The organism is Acinetobacter sp. GD03645, assembly GCF_029845285.1.
GTDB classification, from domain to species: domain Bacteria; phylum Pseudomonadota; class Gammaproteobacteria; order Pseudomonadales; family Moraxellaceae; genus Acinetobacter; species Acinetobacter corruptisaponis.
In genome coordinates this window covers 34,719-58,280 of the sequence record NZ_JAOCLL010000022.1, presented here as the reverse complement: position 1 = coordinate 58,280, position 23,562 = coordinate 34,719, and the positions used below count along the sequence as shown (strand labels likewise).

Here is a 23,562-nt window from a genome sequence, read left to right as displayed (position 1 = left end):
TATAGTTGACCGACTGAGCGTTTAGACAGAGATGTCCTGGACTGTTTTGCATCATATTAACCAGAAGAACATAAAATAGAATGACTCGTGTTTTTTTAATGTTGGGGTTAGCATTTTTTCTATTGTGGTCGGGTTATCAAACCCGCCAACATCCTCAACTCAAGTTTAATTCATTATCAACCCGTCTACTTCATCCACTGGATCATCGGCTACGCTATCGTATTGCCGAAGTTGACCCACGTTTTAAACTCAGTGTTGAACAGGTCAGGGCGATTAGCCAGCAAGCCACACAAGTCTGGAAAGATGGCACTGGAAAGGATTATTTTGTTTATGACCCGAATGCACAGCTCACGATTCATTTAATCTATGATGAACGGCAGTATGAAAGTGAGCAACGTCGGGAACATTTAAGCCGACTCGAAACCAATCAACAGCAATGGCTAAATAAAAAGAAGCAGCTTGACCAGATCGAACAGGAAGTCCTGCAAAATAAACAGATATTGGAACAAAAACAGCTACAACTGGACCAACAGATTCAATACTACAATCAGGAGCGACAGATTGCCCAACGTAGTCCCTCCTCCTCTGCCAATGCTGAATATTTCCAGCAACGGCAACAGCATCTACAGCAAAATGTTGAGCAACTACAGCAGGAAATTGGTCAATACAACCAAAAAATCAGTCAACTCAACCAGCAAATTGATGAACTGAATGCGCTTGACCAGCAATTAAATGCCTCTGTTAGGCAATATAAACAGCGTTTTCAGCCTCATTTATTTCATAAAGGCCTGTTTAATGGCAAACAGATCCTGATTTATGAATTTGAATCAGAGGATGACCTACGCCTTACACTGGCACATGAACTGGGTCACGCCCTAGGTCTACAACATACTGATGATCCCCATGCACTGATGCATCCAGTCATGAAAGATCAGGATATTGCCCACTTTCGTTTAACCCAGGCAGACCGCGACCTACTGCTGGCAAGATAATCACCGCATAGTCCGACTCTGTTAAAGGTGGAAATAGCTTAAGATTTCGGTGGACTTTAAATGTCACAAATAGGCAATATTTCACCAAAAAGTAAAAAATTATGCTGTTTTAAAGATAACTTACAAAAGTTAACAATTGAACGTTTTTTTGTTTTTTCAGCCAAAATTTTTCTTAATTTTTTCCACAACTCAGTTTAATCGCTTGATATTTTTCCAGTTATGATTAAAAAAACAACCCTATTGCTGCTTTTTTAATTCTGTAAACCATCCAATTCATTTTTTTTATTTATTAGAAAAAAATCACACTTTTTAGTTTTATTTATTAAATAGATAGCATTTTGACCTTTTTAAAATATTGCTCAAAAATAAGCCATATTTTGAGGAGTCTGGCTTATGCGTTATCTCAGTGTTGCGATGGTTACTGCATGTTTATGCATGGGCTCCAGCCAGTTCAGTTATGCCCAAAATGATCTACACAGCATAAGTTCTCATCGCCATGAGGTGGTAAAAAAACCACTGTATTATCGTATCGCTGAAGTTGATCCACGCTTTAATTTAACTACCCAGCAGTTATTGGAACTCACCCAGCAAGCCGCAAAGATTTGGGAACAGGAGACAGGGCAACAGCACTTTATCTATGACTCTCAAGCTGAGTTTAGCATTAACCTGGTATATGACGAGCGCCAGCAACATAGCTCAAATCGTATTCAAGGCCTGAATCAACTGAAGCAGCAACAAAAGCAATGGGAAAACCAGAACCAGCAATTGCAGCAGATCAAGGATGAGGTGCAAAGAACCACGGCTTTGATTGCCAGTAAACAATCCCAGCTTACTGCCCAGTTTCAACAATACAACATGGAAGTGCAGCGCTTTAACCAGCAGCGCTCATCCTCCAAAGATATGGCTGAGCAATTCAATCAGCGACAGCATGCGCTTGAACTCCAGTCTGCGGCACTACAGCGTGAAATCCAGCAACACAACCAAAAGACACAGCAACTCAATCAGGAAATTATACGTTTAAACCAGAACAATCAGCAGTTGGTTGCATCGGCAAATCAATTTAACCAGGTCTTCCAGCCTCGCCTATTCCATAAGGGCCTTTTTAATGGCAGACAGATTACGGTTTATGAATTCTCCTCTCTTGAGGACCTACGCATGACCCTCGCACATGAGTTTGGCCATGCCTTGGGCCTACCCCATACCGATGATCCAAGCTCCTTGATGTATCCCGTCATTCAAAAACAGAATATCCAGAAATTCTCGCTCACTGATTCAGATCGGGAGTTGGTGAAAGCAAGCTTGTAAAGCATAATTTTTACCAAATATCAGCCGTCAATTACTGACAAAAAATGACAGATTAGTGTATTTTTCGCGCAAATTTAAAAAATAATTATGTGAAAAATATTATATTTTTACAATTATTTACACCTCTTGTTTATGTGAATTTTTATATAAATTAACAAGAATTCACAAAACAGCTATAAAAAATAAACATTTGTTCTGTCTCATTTTTTGCTTATTTATTAGTCAACATCTGATTATTTATTCAACTTTTTTGCTCTATTTCCCTATGGGTATTTTTATTCATTTTCCAGAAATATTTTCTAAATTGATGATTTGTACAAAAATATATCAGTTTGACTCATGTATAAGTTTGGTTAAAATACGATCGTTTTCAAGCTTTTTTTGTTTTTTATTATGCGCCTATTCTCTCTCCTATTGGCTACATGCTTATCCATGTTGGCCCATACAGCGGCTTGTGCCCAGGTTTCGCCCCATGCCGAATTCTCACCAGTGCGTTATAGTTCTGAGAACCCATTACGCTACCGTATTGCCGACCTTGATCCACGCCTAAATATCAGCCAGCAGCAAATGGTTGAGCTGAGTAAACAGGCGGCTGCCATTTGGGAAAAAGACACAGGACAGAATTATTTTGTTTATGATCCTGAAGCGAAATTTTCCATCAACCTGGTGTTTGACCAGCGCCAGATTCGCAGCATGAAGCGTTCGGAAAACCTGAACCAACTGGAGCAGGAACAGCAAAAATGGCTGAATGAAAACCAGCAGTTAAAAACATTAAAAGATAATCTAACCCAATCGCAAACACAGCTTGAATTGCAAAAGAAAGGCTATGAAAGCCAGGTTCAGCAATATCAGCAGGCATTGGCACAATTCAAGGCACAAGGTTCTCGTTCTGAGTTCGTGGCTGGACTTCAACAGCAGCAATCCCGTCTGGAGCAGCAGGCAGCCCAGTTACAGGGCCATATTGTGCAACACAACCAGCAGATACAGCAATTTAACCAGCAAACAGAAAAACTTAAAAAGCTTCATCAACAAATGGCTGAGTCTGTTGCCCAGTTTAACCAGACCTTTAAGCCTGAAGTGCTTCACAAGGGACAGTTTGAGGGAAACCAGATTTCTATTTATGAGTTTTCCTCAATTGATGACCTGCGTTTAACCCTTGCACATGAATTTGGTCATGCACTGGGGCTTAAACACACCCACAATCCAAAGTCCCTCATGTATCCACGTATCAAGGAACAGGATGCCAAGGACTTTCAGCTAACAGATACCGATCTAGAATTACTGGGTTTGTCCCGATAAGCCTAGTCCAAAAGTATCATGGATTTCCCGAATGATGTTTTTGAACAAGATAACAAGAATGGGTCGATTCTTTTGATTTATTCATGTTATTGTGTCGATAAAGCATCATTTTAGTCTTAAGCGGAGATCAACATGAGTTATTATCATATCCTGATTGAGGTGAACGATCACATCAGTACGATTGAGCAGACTCGTGATATTGAAATCCTAGATATTCAGGATATTAGCCCTTATCTCCACTCTATTTTAATCCCTTATTTCAATGAGCAGGAAATCGAGCTTGAGGACGAAAACGTTGCTTATGACGAAATCCTGCATATGGAAGTGAAACAGACCCTTTTACCCATTGAACATCTGATTGAAGAAGAACAAAAACAGTTGCCAAGTGACACTGATGTGACCATCACGGCCTATGAAATTTTTAATGACCGTGATTTAAGTCAGGATGTGACTGCGGTGATTTTTGATATTCTGGAAGCGGTTAAACTGGACGATGCGCCATAAGTAAAAAAGGTCTGCATTGATTTGCAGACCTTTTTTGATGAACACATTATTATTGCATCATTTGTTTAGCTTGTTCCTGGCGAAAAGCACGGAGAATCTGCTGACCGGCCCGTCCTGTAGGGTTTAAGCCTAAACGGCTTTGTTCCTTTTGAATGGCCTGACGGCTTTTATCACCAATCAAACCATCTACGACCCCAATGTTATAGCCCCGCTGAATCAGGAACTGCTGGATTTCACGACGTTCTGCACGTGAGGTGCCAGCATCATCTGTTGGCCAGGCAGTTAAAAACGGTGTTCCACCCCTTAAACGGTCGGATAGATGCGCAATTGCCAATCCATAACTTTCCGCTGCGTTATAGCTATAAATCGCATCGAAGTTTTTAAATACCAAAAATGCTGGGCCATTGGCACCTGCTGGTGTAATCAGCCCCGCTGGTGTGCTGCCTGACAAATTGCCCTGAATCAATGCCGTACCATCCGCACGGGTTACGCCCTGCGCAATCCAGCTATTCAGTGACCTTTTATTACGACGGCTTTCGCCTGCAACCGACATGCCTTGTGGAATTTTCACTTCAAAGCCCCACGGCATGCCAGTTTGCCACCCTGCCCGTTTTAGGAAATTGGCAGTTGAAGCCAAGGCATCTGTGGTGCTTGAAACCAAATCACGGCGGCCATCCCCATCAAAGTCCACCGCCAGACGCTCATAGGTGGATGGCATGAATTGGGTATGGCCAAAAGCACCTGCCCAGGAACCATACAACTGATCCTGGGTTAAATCGCCGCGTTGTAAAATCCGCATGGTGGCAAAGAACTCGCCACGGAAATAACTTTGGCGGCGGCCCTCACAGCTCAGTGTCCCCAAAGCCTGCAATAAAGGATATTTACCTGAAATGTCTCCATAATTACTTTCCACACCCCACACGGCTACCACCGTTTCAGCAGGAACACCATAGGCCTGCTCCACACGGTTGAGTACCGCACGATGCTGGGCCAGTTTCTGCTGCCCAGCCTGCACACGCTCGTTATCCACAAGCCCAGACAGATAATCCCAGATCGGGGTCGAAAATTCAGGCTGATAATTTAATTTATCAATGACCGAATAGTCTGGTGCCAAATTTTGCGTATAACGATCATAGGTTAAGCCAGAAACACCTGAGGCAATTGCCTGGGAGCGTAAATTTGCCAGACAACCCTGAAAACTGGAATTTGACGTATAGCTGCCTGTTACAGGTGCCGCTGCCGTTGTGGTGCTCGCCACCTTTGCACCATTAATAATGAGTTCTGCGTGTGCTTGATTAAAGAAAGCAAATAAGGCAGTGCCTATAAATAAAGAAAAATGATGTTTCATGTCTTAACCAGAGTTTTTAAATTTAAATTTCTTGTTCACCTTAACATGCAACTGCACCATGTTCCGTTTGCAATCGTAACTTTGAATTCATTTATTGTCTTTTAAATTTAAAGTTCTCATTTTAAATTCAAAACCTGCAATCATTTTTGAATTCAAAATAGCCACAAACCAATTTATAAGTTTTAAATTCAAAAATACAGCCTACTTTTAAATTCATTTATAGAGTTCAATCTTTCTCAACCAAAGCCTGAACTCTTATGTTTTATAGAAACTTAGTTAATTTTTCTTGTTATAGGAGAAAACATAATCCACAAGCTGATCATTTAAATTCAAATAAAAGCACAAGCTAATTTTAAATTCAAAAGCCAACAGATTTTTTGAATTCAAAACTTATACAAAGGCATGTTGAATATCTTGAATTCAAATTTTATCCCGTACTTTAAATTCAAAAACACAAAATAAAGTTATCCACAATCCAGACAAAGCCCTAAATATGAATGTTCAACACCAAAAAGCAAAGCTTTTATCAAGCGTAATCCGAATAGTTTGAGCGAAGTTCACCTTGCAAAGCTTTAATTACTCACCATATAGATGGCAAATTTTTTCTTGGGTAATGTTGTCACTCATTTAGATAGTGACTCCTTTTTAGAATTAAAATATAAATTTAAAACATTGAAAATTATATTATTTTTATGAATTAACAACCTACTGCATACAAAAAAATAATTTTTATGATTTATATCAACTTATCCAATTTTTCTTGATACGGAAAGATATTCCCAGACTAATCACTTAACCTCAAATAAAAACACCATCCTGATTTTAAATTTAAAAACTGACAGATATTTTGAATTTAAACTGCAAATGATCCACTTTCATCGTTTTGAATTCAAATTACGCTCTCGGTTTTAAATTCAAATTTGTAAAAGAAACTTATCCACAAACCCAATATTTTTCATCCTTTTATGGTTTTGAATTTAAAACTTTAAATTTAAACATCAGCCAATAAAAAAGCGACCCGAAAGTCGCTCTGATTATAAAAATGAATTTAAATTTTCATTTCATCAGTCAGTGCCAATGGCACAGGTAGAATTTTGGCAAGTTGACGACACAGGTCCGTTAAATCATCACGGTTATTCGGCATCAACGTAATATGTCCCAACTTACGGCCAGCACGTTCAGACTTATTGTAAAGATGTAGATGTGCACCTTTGAGTGCCAGCACATCTTCCGATTTTGGATGCTGACCAATGATATTGATCATCACAGTTGGGCGAACCACATCAGTTGAACCCAATGGTAAGCCTGCAACTGCACGGATATGGTTTTCAAACTGTGAGCAAATTGCGCCCTCAATCGACCAGTGACCCGAGTTATGCACACGACACGCCATTTCATTGGCGTAGAGGCCTTGTTCCGTCACAAACAGTTCAAGTGTCAACACACCAACATAGTTAAGATGGTTGAGCAGACGGGTGATGTAATCCTGCGCGACAGGCTGTAAATCTGTGCTGTTTGGTGCAGGGACGATTGAGTGTGACAGAATACCATTATGGTGGTGGTTTTCAGCAAGTGCCCAAGTTTTGACATCGCCATCCTGCCCACGCACCGCAATGATTGACACTTCACGACTAAACTTCACAAAGCTTTCAGCAATCAAGCTTTTAGCGGGACCAAGCTCAGCCCAGGCCGTATCAACCTGATCTTCGGAACGCAATACAAACTGGCCCTTGCCATCATAGCCACCAGTCACGGTTTTCAGTACGATTGGCAAACCCAGATCAGCCACGGCCTGTTTTAAGCTGTCTAGGCTATCTACAGCACGGTACGGCGCAACAGGAATACCTAATTCATCAAACAGGCCTTTTTCAGCCAAACGATTCTGAGCAGTTGCCAGAGCAAGGCGAGGGGGGTGCAGTGTCTTGGTTTGGGTCAAAACATCTACATCAGCAACAGGCGTATTTTCAAATTCAAGGCTAAATACATCGGCACTGGCGATGAAATCCTGTAAACCCTGTGCATTTTTGCTTGAAAATACAGGTCCCAAAATCGCAGCAGGGCAATTGGTTTCCGCTTCAAAGAATGTGCATTGAATATTGAGTGGTAAAGCTGCTTGCGCCATCATACGCCCAAGTTGTCCGCCACCAAAAATGCCAATGGTTTTATTCATGATCAACTCCGTTAAACTTGACCAGGAATATTGTTACTAGACACTTTTTCTGTTTGTGCGGTACGGAAGTCTGCTACATTTTTAGCAATCTCTGGGCGCGTCAAACCTAGAATTTGTGCTGCCATAATCGCCGCATTGGTTGCACCTGCCTGACCAATTGCCAGTGTTCCCACTGCAATGCCTGCTGGCATCTGCACAATGGAAAGCAATGAATCAACACCATTTAAGATTGAGGATTTCACAGGCACACCCAGTACAGGTAAATCGGTCTTGGCTGCACACATGCCTGGTAAATGCGCCGCGCCACCCGCACCCGCAATAATCACCTGAATGCCACGATCACGCGCTGTTTCCGCATATTCAAACAAACGGTCTGGGGTACGGTGCGCAGAAACCACTTCAGCTTCAAAAGGAACACCCAGTTGTTTGAGCATGTTCGCGGTATGTTCGAGTGTTGCCCAATCGGATTGAGAACCCATGATAATCCCGACTAAAGGTTGGCTATCTGTTGCGACCGCATTCATTGGCTTTTCCAAAACATGATAAAAATAGGGGAATGTCTCGACTCGCGCCAAGCACAAAGGAATAAATTGGCAAATATTATAGCGGTTTTTTCAGGCATCCCCAAATAAACAACATCTAGGCAGTGTCCGAAAAATTAGCTTTGGTTACGGAACACAAAATAGACACAGCCCATCAAACAAAACATCGCCCAGACATAGTCCAGTTTAAAAGGCTGCTTAAACAGGAAAATCATAAAGGGCACAAACACCAATAAAGTGACGACTTCCTGTGTAATTTTCATTTCTCCCAGACTCCAGCCATGCTGACTTAACAGTTTGGTTGCAGGAATCATAAAACTGTATTCCAGCAGGGCAATACACCAACTAAACAGGATCGCTTGCCAAAGCGGGGCATCATGTAAAATTTTAAGATGCCCATACCATGCCAAAGTCATAAAACAGTTGGAAATTATCAATAGGCATAACGCCAGCAGAGGGAAGCTCAACATAATGTCCTTTTATAGGAATACTATTTTAAAAACACTGGAATTTTATCATTCCTCAACGTCATTATAAGTAAAGAACAACAACGAATTTTGACTATCTTTTCCATAGCAGCCTTGCTATCTTTTGAGGCAAATTTTTAACTGCATAACACACGTTTTACGTGAATGAATAAAGCGAGATACAACATGCATCTGCATATTTTGGGTATTTGTGGCACGTTTATGGGGTCTTTGGCTCTATTGGCACGAGATTTAGGACATAAAGTCACAGGTTCAGATGCCAATGTTTATCCACCAATGTCAACCCAACTGGAAAATGCAGGCATTGAGCTGATGCAGGGCTATGACCGCAGCCATTTGCAGCCGCATCCTGATCTTGTGATTGTGGGCAATGCCATGAAACGTGGTATTGATGCCATCGAGTATATGCTAAACGAGGGTTTGCCTTATGTTTCTGGCCCACAGTTTTTGGCAGATCATGTCTTGCAGGGCAAGCATGTACTTGGTGTGGCGGGGACACATGGTAAAACCACAACCACGACCATGCTGGCTTGGGTGCTGGATCAGGCAGGTTTAAATCCTGGCTTTTTGATCGGTGGCGTACCGCTTGGTTTTAGCGAAAGCGCACGTTTAGGTGGTGGAAAATATTTCTGTGTGGAAGCGGATGAATATGACTCTGCATTCTTTGATAAGCGTTCCAAATTCGTTCATTACCACCCTAAAACAGCGATTTTAAACAACCTTGAATTTGACCATGCTGATATCTTTGATGACCTTGCTGCCATTCAAAAACAGTTCCATCATTTAGTGCGTACCATTCCAAGTGAGGGTCGTATTATTGCCCCGATTACTGAAACCAATATTGATGAAGTGTTAGCACAGGGTTGCTGGACGCCTGTCATTCGTACCAGTCTTGAAGCCAATGACCAAGCCGCTTTATCTGCTGAATTGATCAGTGCCGATGGCAGCCACTTTAACGTGCTGGAACATGGCAATGTAATCGGTGAAGTGAAATGGAATATGACAGGGCAGCATAGCGTTGCCAATGCCTTAGCCACCATTGCCGCAGCTCAGCATGTGGGTGTAACCATTGAACAAGCCTGTGCAGCTTTATCCAACTTCGGTGGGGTAAAACGCCGTATGGAATTGCTGGGTACAGTGCGTGGCATCGAAGTCTATGATGACTTTGCCCATCATCCAACCGCAATTGAAACCACGCTGGACGGCGCACGTAAGCGTTTAGGCGAGCGTAAACTGTGGGCGATCATTGAACCACGTTCCAACACCATGCGTATGGGCAGCCACAAAGATGGCTTGGCGCATTCTGCACGTTTAGCCGATGAAGTGATCTGGTATCAACCAGAGGGACTGGACTGGGATTTACAGCCTGTGATTGCAGCTTCATCAAACAAGGCCGAAGTCAGCCGTTCTTTGGATGAGATCATTGCCCGTGTGGTCAATGAAGCAGGTGAGGGTGATGCTGTGGTGATCATGTCCAATGGCGGGTTTGGTGGATTGCACCAAAAGTTGATTACGGCTTTGTCGTAATCGAGCTTTTCATAATTTTAGAACGGTATTCACTATCGTGACAGGCGGCATGGATGCCGCCCGTTGAGCAGGGGTTACATGGACGTACACTCTGCTCAACAAAGAATTTTTGTTACTTTTCATCCCTGAAAAGTAAGGGAAATGCCTATACAAAAACAATTAAACCTATTCAGCCTATATAAGGCTGTGCAGCCTTTTCCAAATGAAATATATCCAATCCATTTATTGTAATTAACTCAATTTATTTACCAGTTTTAAAGGCAAAATCCTCATGGCAATCCCCATCGGCAACCACGGCCACTGCGGTACATACGCTTTTACAGGTGCTTTCTCAATGGCTTTGACCAAAGCCTTGCAACCCGTTTTCTCATCCACCTCAAATGGTAGTTTTTTCGCACCCTCATTCATCTCGGTACGAATATAGCCTGGAAAAATCGTGGATACCTTGATTGGTGTATTGAGCAGCTCCGCACGAATCCCTTCTGCCAAGTGTGCAACCGCCGCCTTACTGGCCGCATAGGTCGATAAATGCTTTGGTAGGCCACGTAGTGCGCTCATCGAGGAAATCACCACCAAATGCCCTTTATTCTGCGCCCTAAAGATTTCAACAGCCGCCTCACACTGCGCCAATGCCGAAATAAAGTTGGTTTCAGCAGTGGCTCGGTTCACTTCAAAATTGCCCTTACCAATACGACGGCCATCACCCACACCCGCATTGACAATAATGCGGTCAATCGTCCCGAATTCTTGCTGAAAGGCCTTAAAGACAGTGAAAACATCATCGTAATGGGTAACATCCAGCACCTTGATATCCACCTGCACCGAATGTTGGCTTTGTAGCTCCTGTTTGAGTGTTTCCAACCGTTCCAGCCGCCGTGCACACAGCGCAAGGTTGTAACCTTTGGCAGCAAACTCACGCGCCATACCTGCACCCAAGCCCGAACTTGCACCAGTAATTAAAATCGTCTTTGCCATGTCTGCCACCTATTGTTTTTTTAAATCCATGTAAGAAGTTCTGCATCATGTGTTTTTAAATAATGATGCTCATTAAAACTGAGTAACTGCAAACGCCCATCCACCCAACGCAACGTGGTGATACTGGCATTGGTGATAGACCAGTTCAGTGCAAAAATCTGTTTGGCATTTAAACCCAAGACCTTGCCCACAGCCACAGAGATCACGCCACCAGAACTAAACACCACTGCCTGACGCTGTGGTGTCGCATCAAGATGCTCACACAGGGTTTGCAAAGCCGTTTCTACACGGGTCTGGAAGCCCAACCAAGTCTCATGATATTCATGGTCATATTGCTCTCCAATCCAGCGATCAATCGCGCCATCAAAAATTTTGGCCAGATAGGCACGTGGATTGGCTACCAGCTCGACATCCTGTTTCAGCAATTCAGGCTGATTAAACCGTGGTTCGTATTGTGCAAACACCTGTTGATGGTCAAATTCATTCCATAAAGACTCTGTTTGAATCGGTGCATCATGGAAACTTTTCGACAAGGCCAACTGTGCGGTTTGTTGATGACGCTGCATTGAACCTGCAACCACCAGTGGGGGATGTTTCAGGGTTTGCTTAAAAAAATCACCCACCACCTGTGCCTGCTGTTCACCTTTGGCCGAAAGCTGGTCATAACTTGCCGCACCAAATGAGGCCTGTCCATGTCGCACCAGATAAATTGTGCTCATCGTTTTAAAATATCCTGTAGTTTTGCGCCATATTCAGGAATCAATTGCTGTGCTTCAGCATTGTTTGCTGCAATCAGTTTTAACGCCCGAATATGCAAAGCATGAATCAAAATCCAGAAATCCTTAAAGGCAGGATTATCGGTTTGCTGGTGGTAATAACGATAATAAATCTGCTGTGCAATCACCGCCAAACGGAACAAGCCAAACACTTCATAGAAAGCCCAATTTTCTGGTTGTAGGCCTGTTTTATCCAGATAGTAATCCACCACCTGCTGGCGTGTCAGCATGCCTTTTAAATTGGTTGGCTGACGACGGCTGGATTTCATCAGGGCATCGTCATCATCCTGAATCCAGTAGGCAAGGGCGCTGCCCAAATCCATCAATGGATCGCCCAATGTCGCCATTTCCCAATCCAGCACACCAATCACTTGGGTCGGCTGGTTTGGATCGAGAATGACATTATCAAAACGCCAGTCATTATGAATCACACAAGTTTTAGAATCGGCTGGAATATGTTGCTGTAACCACTGACGCACAAAGGCAAAATCAGGCACATTCGGCGTTAAGGCTTTGGCATAACGACCATCCCAACCCTCCACCTGACGGCGGCAATAGCCATCGCCCTTACCCAGTTTTTCCAGCTCAGTTCCCTGATAAGGCACTTGATGCAACTCAATCAGCTTATCCAGCACATTCAAACACAGTTGCTGAACCTGTTGCTCATCCAGTTGTAATTCTTTGGGTAAATTGGCACGTGGAATAATGCCTTCAATCCGTTTCATCACATAGAAATCACAGCCAATTACACTGTCATCCTGACACAGTGCCAGCATTTCAGGCAAAACTGGATAGAATGGTGCAAGATAGTTCTGAACGTTATATTCACGTGCCATATCATGTGCTGACTTGGCTTTGGTGCCTTTCGGTGGGCGGCGTAAAATCAGGTCGGCGTTGTCATATTGCAGGCGATAGGTCCAGTTGGAAGCACCACCCGAATATTGAGTCACCTGTGCCTGTCCTTGTAGTGCCACGCCCTGATTTTTTAACCATGTTTCAACCGCTGCAATATCCAGTTCCTCACCTTTACGAACCTGACCACCCACATCAATCACTGTCATTTTCTTATATCCTTATCCACGACCATAACCACGTTTTTTAAGTTCCAGTTTGGCAATCATGCCCTTATGTACTTCGTCAGGTCCATCGGCTAAACGTAAACTACGTGCCTGATTAAAGAATGCTGTCAGTGGGGTATCGCGTGACACACCCTCACCACCGTGAATCTGGATCGCCATATCCACCACATTTTGTAGGACTGTCGGCGCAACCACTTTAATCGCAGAAATTTCGGTGAGTGCTGCCATATTGCCCAACGTATCCATCTTATAGGCTGCATACAGCGTCAATAAACGGGCTTGGTCAATTTGCACACGGGCTTCTGCCACACGTTCTAAATTCCCACCCAACTTTAATAGTTCTTTGCCAAAGGCTTTACGGGACATACCACGATCAATCATCAACTCTAACGCTTTTTCTGCTGCGCCAATACAACGCATACAATGATGAATGCGTCCTGGCCCTAAACGCCCTTGTGCAATTTCAAAACCTTGTCCCGCACCACCAATAAAATTGCTCACTGACACACGCACATTGTCAAAACTAACCTGCCCATGTCCATGTGGCGCATCGTAATCACCAAACACAGGCAACATTCGTTCAATGGTCACGCCTTGCGTTTCAATCGGTACAAGCACCATCGAATGTTGATGGTGACGGTCTTTGCTTGGGTCAGGGGTATAGGCCATAAAAATGATCACTTTGGCATTGGGATCACCCAAACCAGACGACCACCATTTACGCCCATTCAGTACAATTTCGTCCCCATCCACCACCGCGGTGGCCTGCATATTGGTGGCATCACTGGACGCTACCGCAGGTTCAGTCATACAGAATACCGAACGAATCTCTCCAGCGAGTAAGGGTTGCAGCCATTGTTGTTTTTGCGCTTCACTGCCATAACGCCATAATACTTCCATGTTGCCACTATCAGGCGCATTACAGTTAAAAACCGTTGGCGCGAGCAAACTACGTCCTGTCAGCTCAGCGATATGCGCATATTCCTGCACCGACAAACCTGCACCCAACTCAGCATCTGGTAAAAACATATTCCATAAGCCTGCGGCTTTGGCCTTATTTTTCAATTGTTGTAATTGTTCAGGCCATTGCCATTTGGTCCAGTCACCATCCACATTTAAATGATGCACCTCATCCCAAAATGCTTTTTCAACGGGTTCTATTTCTTGTTGAATAAAGGCTTGCGTTCGTGCAATAAAATCCTGTGCGCGTTCGGATAATGCAAACATCATCAGTTCCCTCAATTTAGAATATGGCGAATATTGATTCGCTGCTTTACATCACCATAAGCGAAATTTTATTATGAATGAAATGATTTTATTTTATGCATAACTATGAATCATATTCATAATACCAGCCCACTGGAAGTGGGACATTTCCATCGGATTGACATTAATCTCTATCCACTTTTTATCGCCATTTTTGAACAAAAGAGCATTTCCAAAGCGGCGCAACTACTGTGTATCAGCCAGTCTGCGGTTAGTCATGCCTTACAGCGTCTACGCACACAGCTTGATGATGAACTGTTTGTCCGCAGCGGCCAGAAAATGCTGCCCACACCCTATGCCGAGCAGATTTATCAGCCGATTCAAACCGCCTTATTGACTATTCAGGGTATTGCAGTGCCGCAACAGGACTTTGACCCCAGCATGTTGCACAGCCTGAAAATTGCCATTCATGATGAAATTGAGCCAATTATTTTCCCCCAGTTGGTGCATCACTTTGCACAACTGAATCTGGATATTCAGTTTTTGAGTTCCAAGCTGGACCGTAAAAATATGCTGGCCGATCTTGCAGCCCAGCAAATTGATTTTGTTATTGATCTGGTACAGCCTTATCAAGCCAATTTGCAGTTTGAAAACCTGATTGAAGACCATTTTGTAGTGTGTACCCCACAGGCTGAAATGGATTTATCGCTTTATCTATCCTCACCGCATATCGGTGTGTCCTCACGGCGTACAGGGCTGTTACTGGAAGATATTTATCTCAACCGCCAACAATTATCCCGTCAAATTTTCCTGCGTTGCCAGCACTATGCAACCGCCTTGCAGGTACTGGCGCAATATCCAAATGCCATCCTCACTATTCCACAAAGTATCCTCAAACATCTGCATTATTCAACGGATTTGCATATCCATGCCTTGCCGATTGAACTGCCCAAAATCAGGATGGGCATGTACTGGCATGAACATGTCAAACACAATCCCCGACACCAGTTTTTACGGACTGAGATCTTAAAGATTTTTAATCCTGACTTATTTGATAGAGATTTGCACATTGTTTAAAAGTATGTAATTCTATACACATCTTTGGATGTCATTATCCATACAGAATTTGACAAGGGGAGTAGCCTCCTCCAAACCTCAGTGCTGAAATTGTGGTACTCAGGTGTCAGAGCTCCGTCATTACACTTTGCAAAAAGTCGGACTCTGAGCATCATCCTTTATGGTGATGTAGGCAAGACCTTGATCATGTTGAAACAGATGTTTTATTTAATTCATCTGGCAACTGGTCAAGGTTTTTTTATGTCCATTTGCCAGATAGGGAGTTGTGATGGAAACTATCGGCAATCTATGGCTGTATGTGTTGTTCTTCGGCATTGTGGCGGTCATGCTACTGGTCGACTTTTTAGGCTTTAAACAAAAACAGGATCAGGATGTCCCAATCAGGCAGGCTGCCTACTGGAGTGTGGCTTGGGTCACTGTGGCGGTGCTGTTTGGTGGAGGTTTGTGGCTCTATCTACAGCAAACCATCGGGACAACCATCGCCAACCAAAAAACCATGGAGTACTTTGCGGGTTATTTACTGGAAAAATCGCTGGCGATTGACAACGTCTTTGTCTGGCTGATGATTTTCGCCGCATTTGCCATTCCACCTGCGTTGCAGCGTAAAATCCTGCTGTATGGGGTACTCGGCGCAATTGTTTTAAGAACCATCTTTATCTTTATTGGGGCTTGGTTCGTGCAGGAATTTTCCTGGGTGCTGTATATTTTCGGTGCGTTCCTCGTTTATACAGGCTTCAAGTTCCTGAAAGGGCAGGATGAAGAAACCAATATCGAAGATATTAAATTACTTAAATGGCTGCGCGGGCACATGCGGATTACCCCACAACTTGAGGGCAACAAGTTCTTCGTGCGTCAAAATGGCTTACTTTGGGCAACGCCGTTGTTTCTGGTCTTAATTCTGGTTGAAGCATCTGACGTGATTTTCGCGGTGGATTCCATCCCTGCAATCTTTGCTGTCACCAGTGATCCGTTCATTGTCCTGACTGCAAACCTGATGGCAATTCTAGGCCTACGTGCCATGTTCTTCCTGCTGGCTGGTGCCGCAACCAAACTGCATTACCTACCGTATGGACTGGGCATCATCTTATTGTTTATTGGTGCGAAAATGTTATTGCTGGATGTATTCCACATGCCAATCTGGATTTCATTGGGCTTTATCGTACTGGTACTCAGTATCACCGCTTATCTATCATTACGTCATAATAAAAAGCAGTTGCAATCTTAATCAGTTGAATTCAGGCATTTGATAAGTTCAGGTGCCTGAACAGTTAAATCATAAAAATAGACTGTACATTAAAAAAACAGATCAATATCATATGGCGGCTTAAAGCTTTTATCTTTCCTAATCAGAAACATAATAAAACAAGGGCTGTTCACATCAATGTCGATCAGGCCAATTAAAATGAGTGGGGTCTCATGCGTTCTAAAAAAATTAATCTTGTGGTGGTGCCATTGTTACTTACTGCGTGTAGCCATAATGATGGCCCATTGGTGCAGGATGTCTACAACAACCAATATGACTGTGCAAGCGACTGGAACACTGAAACCTGTGAAGAGGAAAATAGTTCGGGTAGCGGTGGCTCAAGTGCTGGTGTGCGTTACTATGGCGGTTTTGGTTCTGGACGTTACCTCGGCCCACAGTATTATCAGGGCAATCGGGAAGTGTCCTTTCGCGGCAATACCCTACGTCCGCGCAGCAACCTCAGTGTTGGACAGCCCATGATTTCGACCACGGCAAAAAGTTACTCCGCCTCCTCACCTGTTCGTGGTGGTTTTGGCCGCGGCGGTTCTTCATTTGGTGGCTGATCAGGAAAACTGAAATTTTGTATGAAAAGAAAAATCCTCGCACCGCGTACCGACTGGCAGCTTGAGCACCAGAAGATTGGTTTTGACTACTTTAATTTACCCTCACTGGATGGCTCAATTTATTGGTCAGAGGGCATTGCCTACGAATTTACTCTCAGGCAGATTGAACAGCTTGAAGATGCGGCCAATGAACTGCATCAAATGTGTTTATCTGTTGCTGGCGACTTGATTCAGCGCGGTAACTATCCTGATTATTTCCAGATTCCACAGGACGCGATTGCTCACATTGAACAGTCATGGCAACGCAATGCACCGATGCTGTATGGGCGTTTTGACTTTGCCTATGATGGACGCAACATCAAAATGTTGGAATACAATGCGGATACCCCGACAGGCCTGCTGGAAGCCTCTGTGGCGCAATGGCTGTGGATTGAACAGGTTTCAGGTATTCCCAACCGTGATCAGTTCAACAGCATCCATGAGGAATTGATCAAGCGTTGGCGAACCATTCTGCCAAGAGGTAGCCATGTGCATTTCGCCGCCTGTCAGGAAGCAGGGCGGGAAGATTGGGGCAATCTGGAATACCTGATGGATACCGCTTATCAGGCCCAACTACAGGTCTCTGAACTGTCGATGGAAAATATCGGCTGGGATGGGCAGGGTTTTGTTGATCTAAACAATCGTCCCATTCACAACCTGTTTAAGCTTTACCCATGGGAATGGATCTGGGAAGAGTCATTTTCAAAATACCTGACAGCACAAAGCAACTGGATTGAACCCTGCTGGAAAATGCTGCTTTCCAACAAGGCCATTCTGGTCGAACTGTGGAAACGCTATCCGCATCATCCGCTTTTGCTTGAAACCTATGCCTTTGACCCTCAGCAACACCTTGCTGGCAAATGGGTGAAAAAGCCGATTTTGGCAAGGGAGGGAGCCAATATTCGCGTGTTGCAGGATGGTCAGGACCACGGTGCCGCATCTGGCAGTTTCTACTTTGATGACTATGACAAATACGGCTATGTAGTACAGAAATGGGTGGATACGCCATTATTTGCTGGTCAGTTGCCCACCCTCGGTTTATGGATGGTTGGACATCAGTGTGCAGGCATGTCGATTCGTGAGGACTGCTACGACATTATTGGCAATGATGCCCATTTTGCCGCGCATTATTTTGTGGAGTAATAAACGAAGTTTAAATTCTCGCCTTATATATTGGTTTGCAATACCAATATATAAGGTAGATGATCTCATCTTAGATCGTATGCGCCGCCACCCGTTTCATATACGACACCAAACGTGTAAAGAATAAAATTTGCAGGAAAATCGTAAAGGCAGAGACACACCATTCATACCACATCTCAAATGCGGTCTGTGCCAGGCCAAAATATTGGTAAATTCCCAGTAACACCAGTCCAAAGACAACCCCAAACACTGTGTTCTGCATCAAGATGGGAAATGATAGGGCAGTAATCCGATTCAGGAAGTTCATCCCCTCATCGCCACCATTAGCCTGATAGGTACGCTGAATGCCGATCACCATAATCACCAGTGTCAATGCAGCTTCAGCCCCAATCACACGCATATCATAATAAGGGGAATACATACCGTAGTAGTACACCACACTGACAACCAACGCCGCCGCAAGATAATAGTTTTTATAGTGTTGCCTGCTCAAGGTATCTTCAGCCAGCTCATGCGCCAAAGCCTTGGTATTCCAGTAATACATATGTATTTTTCTCAAAGGGTATAATTATTGCTGACAATTTACCCATTTCCACTCAAAAGTAAAGTGAATTGATTCAATCCATTACTCACATTTATATACGTTTTAATGGCCTAAATTAGGCGAATAATCCAGTAAGCTGAATAAAATCGGGTACAATCAGCGAAAAACATTGTAGGTTGTTATGACTTTGACTACTCCCATCACGGTCGTTCGTGGTCGCTTCTTGGATATCCAAAAAACCGTTTCCCAGGCACAAGATATTATTGATCAGGTTCGTTATATTGAAGACGGCGTGCTAATCGCTGAACAGGGTAAAATTCGCTGGTTTGGCAGCTGGGATGATGCCCAAGCGCATTTACCTGCAAACGTTGAAATTGAGCACTATCCAGAGCAATTGATCATTCCAGGCATGATCGACACCCATATCCACTTCCCACAAACTGAAATGGTCGGGGCCTATGGTGAACAGTTGTTAAGCTGGCTGAACACCTACACCTTTCCAACTGAAATCCAGTTCAAGGACAAAGCCTATGCGCAAGGGGTTGCAAAGTTCTTTGTACAGGAACTGCTTAAAAATGGTACAACAACTGCACTGGTGTTCTGTACCGTGCATCCTGAATCGGTGGATGCCTTGTTTGAAGCAGCAGCACAGCAGCAGATGCGTTTAATTGCGGGCAAGGTGATGATGGACCGTCATGCACCAGAAGCACTGTGTGACACTGCCGAGAGCGCCTATGACGATTCCAAGGCACTGATTGAAAAATGGCATGGTCAGGGTCGTGCCTTATACGCCATTACCCCACGTTTTGCGCCGACCTCAACGCCTGAACAATTAGAGCGGGCAGGGCAGTTAAAAGCCGAATTTCCTGATGTGTATGTGCATACCCATTTAAGTGAAAATAAAGATGAGATTGCATGGGTCAAGGATATATTTCCTGAGCAAAACGGCTATCTGGATGTTTATCACCATTATGGTTTAACAGGAAACCGTTCGGTGTTTGCACATTGCGTGCATCTGGAAGATCAAGAATGGCAATGTATGCACGATACCGACTCTGCAATTGCCTTTTGTCCAACCTCAAACCTGTTTTTGGGCAGTGGCTTGTTTCCATTGAAAAAAACATGGCAGCAGCAGGTTAAGGTCGGTCTCGGTACCGACATTGGGGCAGGGACCTCGTTTAGCTTGTTGCAGACCGTCAATGAGGCCTACAAGGTGCAACAGTTGCAGGGTGATAAATTGTCTGCGTTTGAATCGCTGTACCATGCGACACTGGGCGGTGCAAAAGCCCTCGACTTGGATGACAAACTCGGTAACTTTAATGTGGGCAAGGAAGCTGATTTTGTGGTGTTGAATCTCAAGCCAACCGCATTGCAGCAACTGCGCCAGTCACGCTCAAAGTCAATCGAGGATAGCCTATTCGCCTTGTTTACGATGGGTGATGACCGAAATATTGAGGCAACCTATATCTATGGACAAAAAGCCTACAGCCAAAGCTAAAGTTTTGAATAAACGAAAAATTGGGTGGATATTCGTGGCGGTTGCAACTGCGGTACTCTTAAAACAAGACAGTCATCAGCCGAAAAATGATACATTTTCTGCACCATCAAAAGGTGCATGAACGGTGATTTTGTTTTAAAATTCGCATATTCGCTCAAGATTTCGAGGTGTTGCAGGTCAACACCTTTTTTATTTCCCATTTTTTACGTTTTAGGAATCTGCCAATGAACCCTGCCATGAGCATCATGATTTCCAGTGAAGAGATTCAAGCCAAAGTGAAACAACTCGGTGAAAAAATCAATGCACACTATGCTCAAAGTGACAAGGAACTGGTATTGATTGGTTTACTGCGTGGTTCAGTCATTTTTATGGCAGATTTGTGCCGTGCCATTGAAAAGCCGCATGAACTCGATTTTATGACCGTTTCAAGCTATGTCAACGGAACAACGATCTCTTCAAGAGATGTTAAAATTTTAAAAGACCTTGATGGTGAAATTCGCGGTAAAGATGTGTTGGTCGTGGAAGATATTATTGATTCTGGACACACGCTAAGTAAAGTGATGGAAATTCTACAAACCCGTAATCCAAACTCAATTGAACTGTGTACGCTGGTAAGCAAGCCATCACGCCGTGAGATTGACCTGGAAGTGAAGTTTTTAGGCTTTGAGGTTGAGGACCGTTTTATTGTGGGTTATGGCCTCGACTTTGACCAGAAATACCGTCACTTGCCATTTATTGGTGAAATTGGTCTTTAAATCCATATTCCTTTGCGCGGCCAAAGGCCGTGCTCTACTCAGGGGCTGAAAAGCTCCTTTTTTTATATCACCCCATTAATCAAACCCTGCCAAAGACTGCACAAAAATACGACATAAGTGGGCAATCCACTACAGACAAAAGCTGCTCTAATCAAGCAGGATAATTATAAATACCGTTGTTAAAACAAGGAGAAAAGACAATGTGGTCTCTAATTGTGGCAATTGTAGTGGGTTTCTTTGCGGGTCTGATTGCCCGTGCGTTACACCCAGGAGATGATAAGGCGGGCTTTATCGTGACCACCCTACTGGGTATCGCAGGTTCGTTGTTGGCAACCTACGGTGGCCGCTTGCTGGGCTTATACGGCGAAAATTCAGTGGCGGGATTTATTGCCTCCGTTATTGGTGCGGTGATTATTTTATTTATCTACAATCTGGTCAGCAAAAAAAGCTAAGCCCATTGAATACTCCCAATTCATGTTGTAATGGATTGGGAGCTGTTTATTTATAGCCCCAGTTCTTTCCAGATCAGCTGAATTTCCTCTGCACTACGTCCCCCCGTCATTTTAAAACCCGTCTCAAAAATCAGGGTAGGGGTTCCCTCAACACCCAGTTTACGTCCCAACACCAGATTACGCTCAATCGGGTTGGCACAGGTTTTTTCTTTAGGCTGAACATTTTTTTGCAGCAGGTTTTTCCATGCATAGGCCTGATTCGGGTCACACCAAACTTGCTTAGACACTGCAATAGATTGGGATTTTAATGGATAGATAAAGGTGTAAATGGTTACATCATTCAACTTGTCCAGCTCCGCCTCCAGTTTTTTACAGTAAGGACAATTCGGGTCTGAAAACACGACAAGCTGACGTTTTCCTGTCCCCTTAACGGTTTTGATCGCGTCCTTGAATGGAAGCTGCTTCCAGTCAATTGAATTCTGCTGAAGTAGCAAATCCTTGGTCAGGTTCTTCTGGTCTTTTAAACGCACCATTGATCCAACCAGCATATATTGCGCATTTTCATCCAGATAAATAATCTGGTTATCCAGACTGGCGCTGTATAGACCTGGCATTTCCGTGGCCTGAATGTTGCTGACCTGAATATTGGGATAATGCCTGCTTAAATTGCTTTTTAATGTCTCCACATTGGCTAAGCTAATGGCTGAAACACAGCTCAATAATGAAAACATGGCAATTTTTTTTAACATGGATATTCACTCAGGCACTGTTACGCTGGTTATTGTAATCCAGCTCCATTGCACAAACAGCCAAACTTACCGAGCAGCAACCAAAAACCAAACAGGAACATCAAGGTTTCACGTGGAACGTTTCATCCGCTTAAATCCGTCCCACCTCAAAATAGGGAATCCGTTTATGGTCAAATAGCGCCCGCGGGTCCTGTTGATAGCTTAAAAAACCATGCATGCCAGTAAGCAGTTCACCCTTATAAAACTGATTCAGTTTCTGACGTGGGTCCTGATGCGACAGGGTAAATGAAATGCAGCCAACACCTTGTTGTCTGGATAGTTTTAACGCATCCCGCAACATATGGTCGTGCAGGAGGAGATCATTGGGATTGCATAATAGTGAATGCAGGGCATGATATTTAAATGATTCACCAATTTTAGGCAGGGTCATGAGTCCAGCCCATCTCGCCAACAGGTTATACAAGGGTCTAATCAGACCAATTGACCAGTGATAATGCAGAATCTTGCTTTGCTTGAATGCCGACTGGCTCCATAAACCAAACATACCAACGATTTCACCATCCAGTAGGTAAAGCTGAAAGTCATGTAAACTTAAGCCCTGAAAATATTCATTTTTTAGTAATAAACCATAAAAATCATAGGCAGGGATAAAGTTATAGAACTGCGCCATTTTTTGCACAAACTCATTCATTTGCTCAATATACTGTGGCTGTGCGGTGACTCGTTTCATCCTGGAAAAATCAAGCTGACCCTCTGTCTGTGTCTGCATAATCTCTGGATACTGGGCTGTTTTAAATCCTGTCAGGGTCAGCGTTTCCACCAGCCTTTCATCATAATAATTTGGTAATCCAGACTTGCCTGTCTGCAAGGCGGCCCGTGCGGCATAATTGTCATTAAAAATAATGATTTGATTAAAATTAGGATGATGCATGGTCTCCTGCATTTTTTTACCGAGTAATTTAAGTAAGGATTGACCACGAAATTGCAGATCGACCCTTAAATCACAGGCATAACGCATTGGAAAAACATGCCCATTGACATAGCAGTGGCGATAGCCATTGCCATAGCATGCCAATAGTTTTTTGGTGGTTTTATCCTCAATCACCGCATGGTCATTGACCTCATAAATGACCTTGGCCGCCTGAAAATAACTGGGCTCACGCTGAAAGCTCAGCATGACACCCCGTGTGGTCATCGGTACTGCCACCAATTGGCGTAATGCCTGATCATCTTCTGGCGTGGCTTCCCTGACCACCAGATAGGGTGCCTTTTTCTCGGTCGTTTGCAT

23 protein-coding genes are annotated in these 23,562 nt (G+C 43.7%); 12 read left to right on the top strand and 11 right to left on the bottom strand.

Annotation, left to right across the window (positions count from 1 at the left end):
* The first annotated feature begins 80 nt into the window (after positions 1 to 80).
* The 4 genes from N5J47_RS15690 (at position 81) to N5J47_RS15675 (ending at position 4,100) form a co-directional block, all read left to right on the top strand.
* On the top strand, positions 81 to 992 hold the full coding sequence (locus N5J47_RS15690; RefSeq protein WP_279960813.1) for a matrixin family metalloprotease: 912 nt from the start codon (positions 81 to 83) through the stop codon (positions 990 to 992).
* Positions 993 to 1,385: 393 nt separating this feature from the next.
* Positions 1,386 to 2,297, top strand: a complete 912-nt coding sequence (locus N5J47_RS15685) for a matrixin family metalloprotease (protein WP_279960812.1) — start codon at positions 1,386 to 1,388, stop codon at positions 2,295 to 2,297.
* Positions 2,298 to 2,690: 393 nt separating this feature from the next.
* Positions 2,691 to 3,596 (top strand): matrixin family metalloprotease, encoded by a 906-nt coding sequence (locus N5J47_RS15680; protein WP_279960811.1) that lies wholly within the window; start codon positions 2,691 to 2,693, stop codon positions 3,594 to 3,596.
* Positions 3,597 to 3,728: 132 nt separating this feature from the next.
* Positions 3,729 to 4,100 (top strand): hypothetical protein, encoded by a 372-nt coding sequence (locus N5J47_RS15675; protein WP_279960809.1) that lies wholly within the window; start codon positions 3,729 to 3,731, stop codon positions 4,098 to 4,100.
* 49 nt (positions 4,101 to 4,149) lie between these two features.
* Here N5J47_RS15675 and N5J47_RS15670 read toward each other — a convergent pair whose 3' ends face one another.
* From N5J47_RS15670 to N5J47_RS15655, 4 genes are all read right to left on the bottom strand, one after another.
* A complete protein-coding gene (locus tag N5J47_RS15670; RefSeq protein WP_279960808.1) occupies positions 4,150 to 5,448 on the bottom strand; it encodes a lytic murein transglycosylase in 1,299 nt (432 codons plus the stop codon).
* A gap of 1,048 nt (positions 5,449 to 6,496) precedes the next feature.
* Positions 6,497 to 7,618 carry a 5-(carboxyamino)imidazole ribonucleotide synthase gene (locus tag N5J47_RS15665; protein ID WP_279960807.1) on the bottom strand — a complete coding sequence of 374 codons (1,122 nt, stop codon included), beginning with the start codon at positions 7,616 to 7,618 and terminating at the stop codon, positions 6,497 to 6,499.
* Positions 7,619 to 7,629: 11 nt separating this feature from the next.
* Positions 7,630 to 8,142 carry a 5-(carboxyamino)imidazole ribonucleotide mutase gene (gene purE, locus N5J47_RS15660; RefSeq protein WP_136459096.1) on the bottom strand — a complete coding sequence of 171 codons (513 nt, stop codon included), beginning with the start codon at positions 8,140 to 8,142 and terminating at the stop codon, positions 7,630 to 7,632.
* A 134-nt stretch (positions 8,143 to 8,276) separates the two neighbouring features.
* Positions 8,277 to 8,630 (bottom strand): DMT family protein, encoded by a 354-nt coding sequence (locus tag N5J47_RS15655; protein WP_061517215.1) that lies wholly within the window; start codon positions 8,628 to 8,630, stop codon positions 8,277 to 8,279.
* A 183-nt stretch (positions 8,631 to 8,813) separates the two neighbouring features.
* On the opposite strand from N5J47_RS15655, the gene mpl reads away from it, so the two are divergent.
* Positions 8,814 to 10,175 carry a UDP-N-acetylmuramate:L-alanyl-gamma-D-glutamyl-meso-diaminopimelate ligase gene (gene mpl / locus N5J47_RS15650; protein ID WP_279960806.1) on the top strand — a complete coding sequence of 454 codons (1,362 nt, stop codon included), beginning with the start codon at positions 8,814 to 8,816 and terminating at the stop codon, positions 10,173 to 10,175.
* A gap of 231 nt (positions 10,176 to 10,406) precedes the next feature.
* On the opposite strand, the gene N5J47_RS15645 is transcribed toward mpl, so the two are convergent.
* Genes N5J47_RS15645 through N5J47_RS15630 form a run of 4 tightly spaced genes read right to left on the bottom strand, consistent with a single transcriptional unit; the run spans position 10,407 to position 14,232 of the window.
* Positions 10,407 to 11,150, bottom strand: coding sequence for an SDR family oxidoreductase (locus tag N5J47_RS15645; protein ID WP_279960805.1), 744 nt, complete (start codon positions 11,148 to 11,150; stop codon positions 10,407 to 10,409).
* A 20-nt stretch (positions 11,151 to 11,170) separates the two neighbouring features.
* The gene (locus N5J47_RS15640; RefSeq protein WP_279960804.1) at positions 11,171 to 11,869 is read right to left on the bottom strand and encodes a phosphoglycerate mutase family protein; all 699 of its coding nucleotides are present in this window, start codon (positions 11,867 to 11,869) and stop codon (positions 11,171 to 11,173) included.
* On the bottom strand, positions 11,866 to 12,987 hold the full coding sequence (locus N5J47_RS15635; RefSeq protein WP_279960803.1) for a phosphotransferase family protein: 1,122 nt from the start codon (positions 12,985 to 12,987) through the stop codon (positions 11,866 to 11,868). Before N5J47_RS15635 ends, N5J47_RS15640 begins: the two co-directional genes overlap by 4 nt.
* A 12-nt stretch (positions 12,988 to 12,999) precedes the next feature.
* A complete protein-coding gene (locus N5J47_RS15630) occupies positions 13,000 to 14,232 on the bottom strand; it encodes an acyl-CoA dehydrogenase family protein (protein ID WP_279960802.1) in 1,233 nt (410 codons plus the stop codon).
* Between the two features lie 105 nt (positions 14,233 to 14,337).
* On the opposite strand from N5J47_RS15630, the gene N5J47_RS15625 reads away from it, so the two are divergent.
* From N5J47_RS15625 to N5J47_RS15610, 4 genes are all read left to right on the top strand, one after another.
* Positions 14,338 to 15,288 carry a LysR family transcriptional regulator gene (locus N5J47_RS15625; RefSeq protein ID WP_279960801.1) on the top strand — a complete coding sequence of 317 codons (951 nt, stop codon included), beginning with the start codon at positions 14,338 to 14,340 and terminating at the stop codon, positions 15,286 to 15,288.
* Positions 15,289 to 15,556: 268 nt separating this feature from the next.
* Positions 15,557 to 16,513, top strand: coding sequence for a TerC family protein (locus N5J47_RS15620; protein ID WP_279960800.1), 957 nt, complete (start codon positions 15,557 to 15,559; stop codon positions 16,511 to 16,513).
* Between the two features lie 191 nt (positions 16,514 to 16,704).
* Positions 16,705 to 17,094 carry a hypothetical protein gene (locus N5J47_RS15615; protein ID WP_279960799.1) on the top strand — a complete coding sequence of 130 codons (390 nt, stop codon included), beginning with the start codon at positions 16,705 to 16,707 and terminating at the stop codon, positions 17,092 to 17,094.
* Positions 17,095 to 17,115: 21 nt separating this feature from the next.
* Positions 17,116 to 18,276: a glutathionylspermidine synthase family protein gene (locus N5J47_RS15610; RefSeq protein ID WP_279960798.1), complete on the top strand. Its 1,161-nt coding sequence runs from the start codon at positions 17,116 to 17,118 to the stop codon at positions 18,274 to 18,276.
* A gap of 70 nt (positions 18,277 to 18,346) precedes the next feature.
* Here the strand turns inward: N5J47_RS15610 and N5J47_RS15605 are convergent, their stop codons facing one another.
* Positions 18,347 to 18,820 carry a hypothetical protein gene (locus tag N5J47_RS15605; protein ID WP_279960797.1) on the bottom strand — a complete coding sequence of 158 codons (474 nt, stop codon included), beginning with the start codon at positions 18,818 to 18,820 and terminating at the stop codon, positions 18,347 to 18,349.
* Positions 18,821 to 19,001: 181 nt separating this feature from the next.
* Here N5J47_RS15605 and guaD point away from each other — a divergent pair, with 181 nt between their 5' ends.
* From guaD to N5J47_RS15590, 3 genes are all read left to right on the top strand, one after another.
* On the top strand, positions 19,002 to 20,318 hold the full coding sequence (gene guaD / locus N5J47_RS15600) for a guanine deaminase (RefSeq protein ID WP_279960796.1): 1,317 nt from the start codon (positions 19,002 to 19,004) through the stop codon (positions 20,316 to 20,318).
* Between the two features lie 224 nt (positions 20,319 to 20,542).
* Positions 20,543 to 21,073, top strand: coding sequence for a hypoxanthine phosphoribosyltransferase (gene hpt, locus N5J47_RS15595; protein WP_279960795.1), 531 nt, complete (start codon positions 20,543 to 20,545; stop codon positions 21,071 to 21,073).
* A 200-nt stretch (positions 21,074 to 21,273) separates the two neighbouring features.
* Positions 21,274 to 21,525 carry a GlsB/YeaQ/YmgE family stress response membrane protein gene (locus N5J47_RS15590; protein WP_004675429.1) on the top strand — a complete coding sequence of 84 codons (252 nt, stop codon included), beginning with the start codon at positions 21,274 to 21,276 and terminating at the stop codon, positions 21,523 to 21,525.
* Positions 21,526 to 21,575: 50 nt separating this feature from the next.
* Here the strand turns inward: N5J47_RS15590 and N5J47_RS15585 are convergent, their stop codons facing one another.
* Together N5J47_RS15585 and N5J47_RS15580 are read right to left on the bottom strand one after the other, a co-directional pair.
* Complete coding sequence (locus N5J47_RS15585) at positions 21,576 to 22,274, bottom strand: DsbC family protein (RefSeq protein WP_279960794.1); 699 nt, start codon at positions 22,272 to 22,274, stop codon at positions 21,576 to 21,578.
* Between the two features lie 130 nt (positions 22,275 to 22,404).
* Complete coding sequence (locus N5J47_RS15580; protein WP_279960793.1) at positions 22,405 to 23,562, bottom strand: hypothetical protein; 1,158 nt, start codon at positions 23,560 to 23,562, stop codon at positions 22,405 to 22,407.

Excerpts from the sequence above, each read along its gene's own strand:
- N5J47_RS15690 (WP_279960813.1), top strand. The coding sequence starts at position 81 with ATGACTCGTGTTTTTTTAATGTTGGGGTTAGCATTTTTTCTATTGTGG.
- N5J47_RS15685 (WP_279960812.1), top strand. The coding sequence starts at position 1,386 with ATGCGTTATCTCAGTGTTGCGATGGTTACTGCATGTTTATGCATGGGC.
- N5J47_RS15680 (WP_279960811.1), top strand. The coding sequence starts at position 2,691 with ATGCGCCTATTCTCTCTCCTATTGGCTACATGCTTATCCATGTTGGCC.
- N5J47_RS15675 (WP_279960809.1), top strand. The coding sequence starts at position 3,729 with ATGAGTTATTATCATATCCTGATTGAGGTGAACGATCACATCAGTACG.
- N5J47_RS15670 (WP_279960808.1), bottom strand. The coding sequence starts at position 5,448 with ATGAAACATCATTTTTCTTTATTTATAGGCACTGCCTTATTTGCTTTC.
- N5J47_RS15665 (WP_279960807.1), bottom strand. The coding sequence starts at position 7,618 with ATGAATAAAACCATTGGCATTTTTGGTGGCGGACAACTTGGGCGTATG.
- purE (WP_136459096.1), bottom strand. The coding sequence starts at position 8,142 with ATGAATGCGGTCGCAACAGATAGCCAACCTTTAGTCGGGATTATCATG.
- N5J47_RS15655 (WP_061517215.1), bottom strand. The coding sequence starts at position 8,630 with ATGTTGAGCTTCCCTCTGCTGGCGTTATGCCTATTGATAATTTCCAAC.
- mpl (WP_279960806.1), top strand. The coding sequence starts at position 8,814 with ATGCATCTGCATATTTTGGGTATTTGTGGCACGTTTATGGGGTCTTTG.
- N5J47_RS15645 (WP_279960805.1), bottom strand. The coding sequence starts at position 11,150 with ATGGCAAAGACGATTTTAATTACTGGTGCAAGTTCGGGCTTGGGTGCA.
- N5J47_RS15640 (WP_279960804.1), bottom strand. The coding sequence starts at position 11,869 with ATGAGCACAATTTATCTGGTGCGACATGGACAGGCCTCATTTGGTGCG.
- N5J47_RS15635 (WP_279960803.1), bottom strand. The coding sequence starts at position 12,987 with ATGACAGTGATTGATGTGGGTGGTCAGGTTCGTAAAGGTGAGGAACTG.
- N5J47_RS15630 (WP_279960802.1), bottom strand. The coding sequence starts at position 14,232 with ATGTTTGCATTATCCGAACGCGCACAGGATTTTATTGCACGAACGCAA.
- N5J47_RS15625 (WP_279960801.1), top strand. The coding sequence starts at position 14,338 with ATGAATCATATTCATAATACCAGCCCACTGGAAGTGGGACATTTCCAT.
- N5J47_RS15620 (WP_279960800.1), top strand. The coding sequence starts at position 15,557 with ATGGAAACTATCGGCAATCTATGGCTGTATGTGTTGTTCTTCGGCATT.
- N5J47_RS15615 (WP_279960799.1), top strand. The coding sequence starts at position 16,705 with ATGCGTTCTAAAAAAATTAATCTTGTGGTGGTGCCATTGTTACTTACT.
- N5J47_RS15610 (WP_279960798.1), top strand. The coding sequence starts at position 17,116 with ATGAAAAGAAAAATCCTCGCACCGCGTACCGACTGGCAGCTTGAGCAC.
- N5J47_RS15605 (WP_279960797.1), bottom strand. The coding sequence starts at position 18,820 with ATGTATTACTGGAATACCAAGGCTTTGGCGCATGAGCTGGCTGAAGAT.
- guaD (WP_279960796.1), top strand. The coding sequence starts at position 19,002 with ATGACTTTGACTACTCCCATCACGGTCGTTCGTGGTCGCTTCTTGGAT.
- hpt (WP_279960795.1), top strand. The coding sequence starts at position 20,543 with ATGAACCCTGCCATGAGCATCATGATTTCCAGTGAAGAGATTCAAGCC.
- N5J47_RS15590 (WP_004675429.1), top strand. The coding sequence starts at position 21,274 with ATGTGGTCTCTAATTGTGGCAATTGTAGTGGGTTTCTTTGCGGGTCTG.
- N5J47_RS15585 (WP_279960794.1), bottom strand. The coding sequence starts at position 22,274 with ATGTTAAAAAAAATTGCCATGTTTTCATTATTGAGCTGTGTTTCAGCC.
- N5J47_RS15580 (WP_279960793.1), bottom strand. The coding sequence starts at position 23,562 with ATGCAAACGACCGAGAAAAAGGCACCCTATCTGGTGGTCAGGGAAGCC.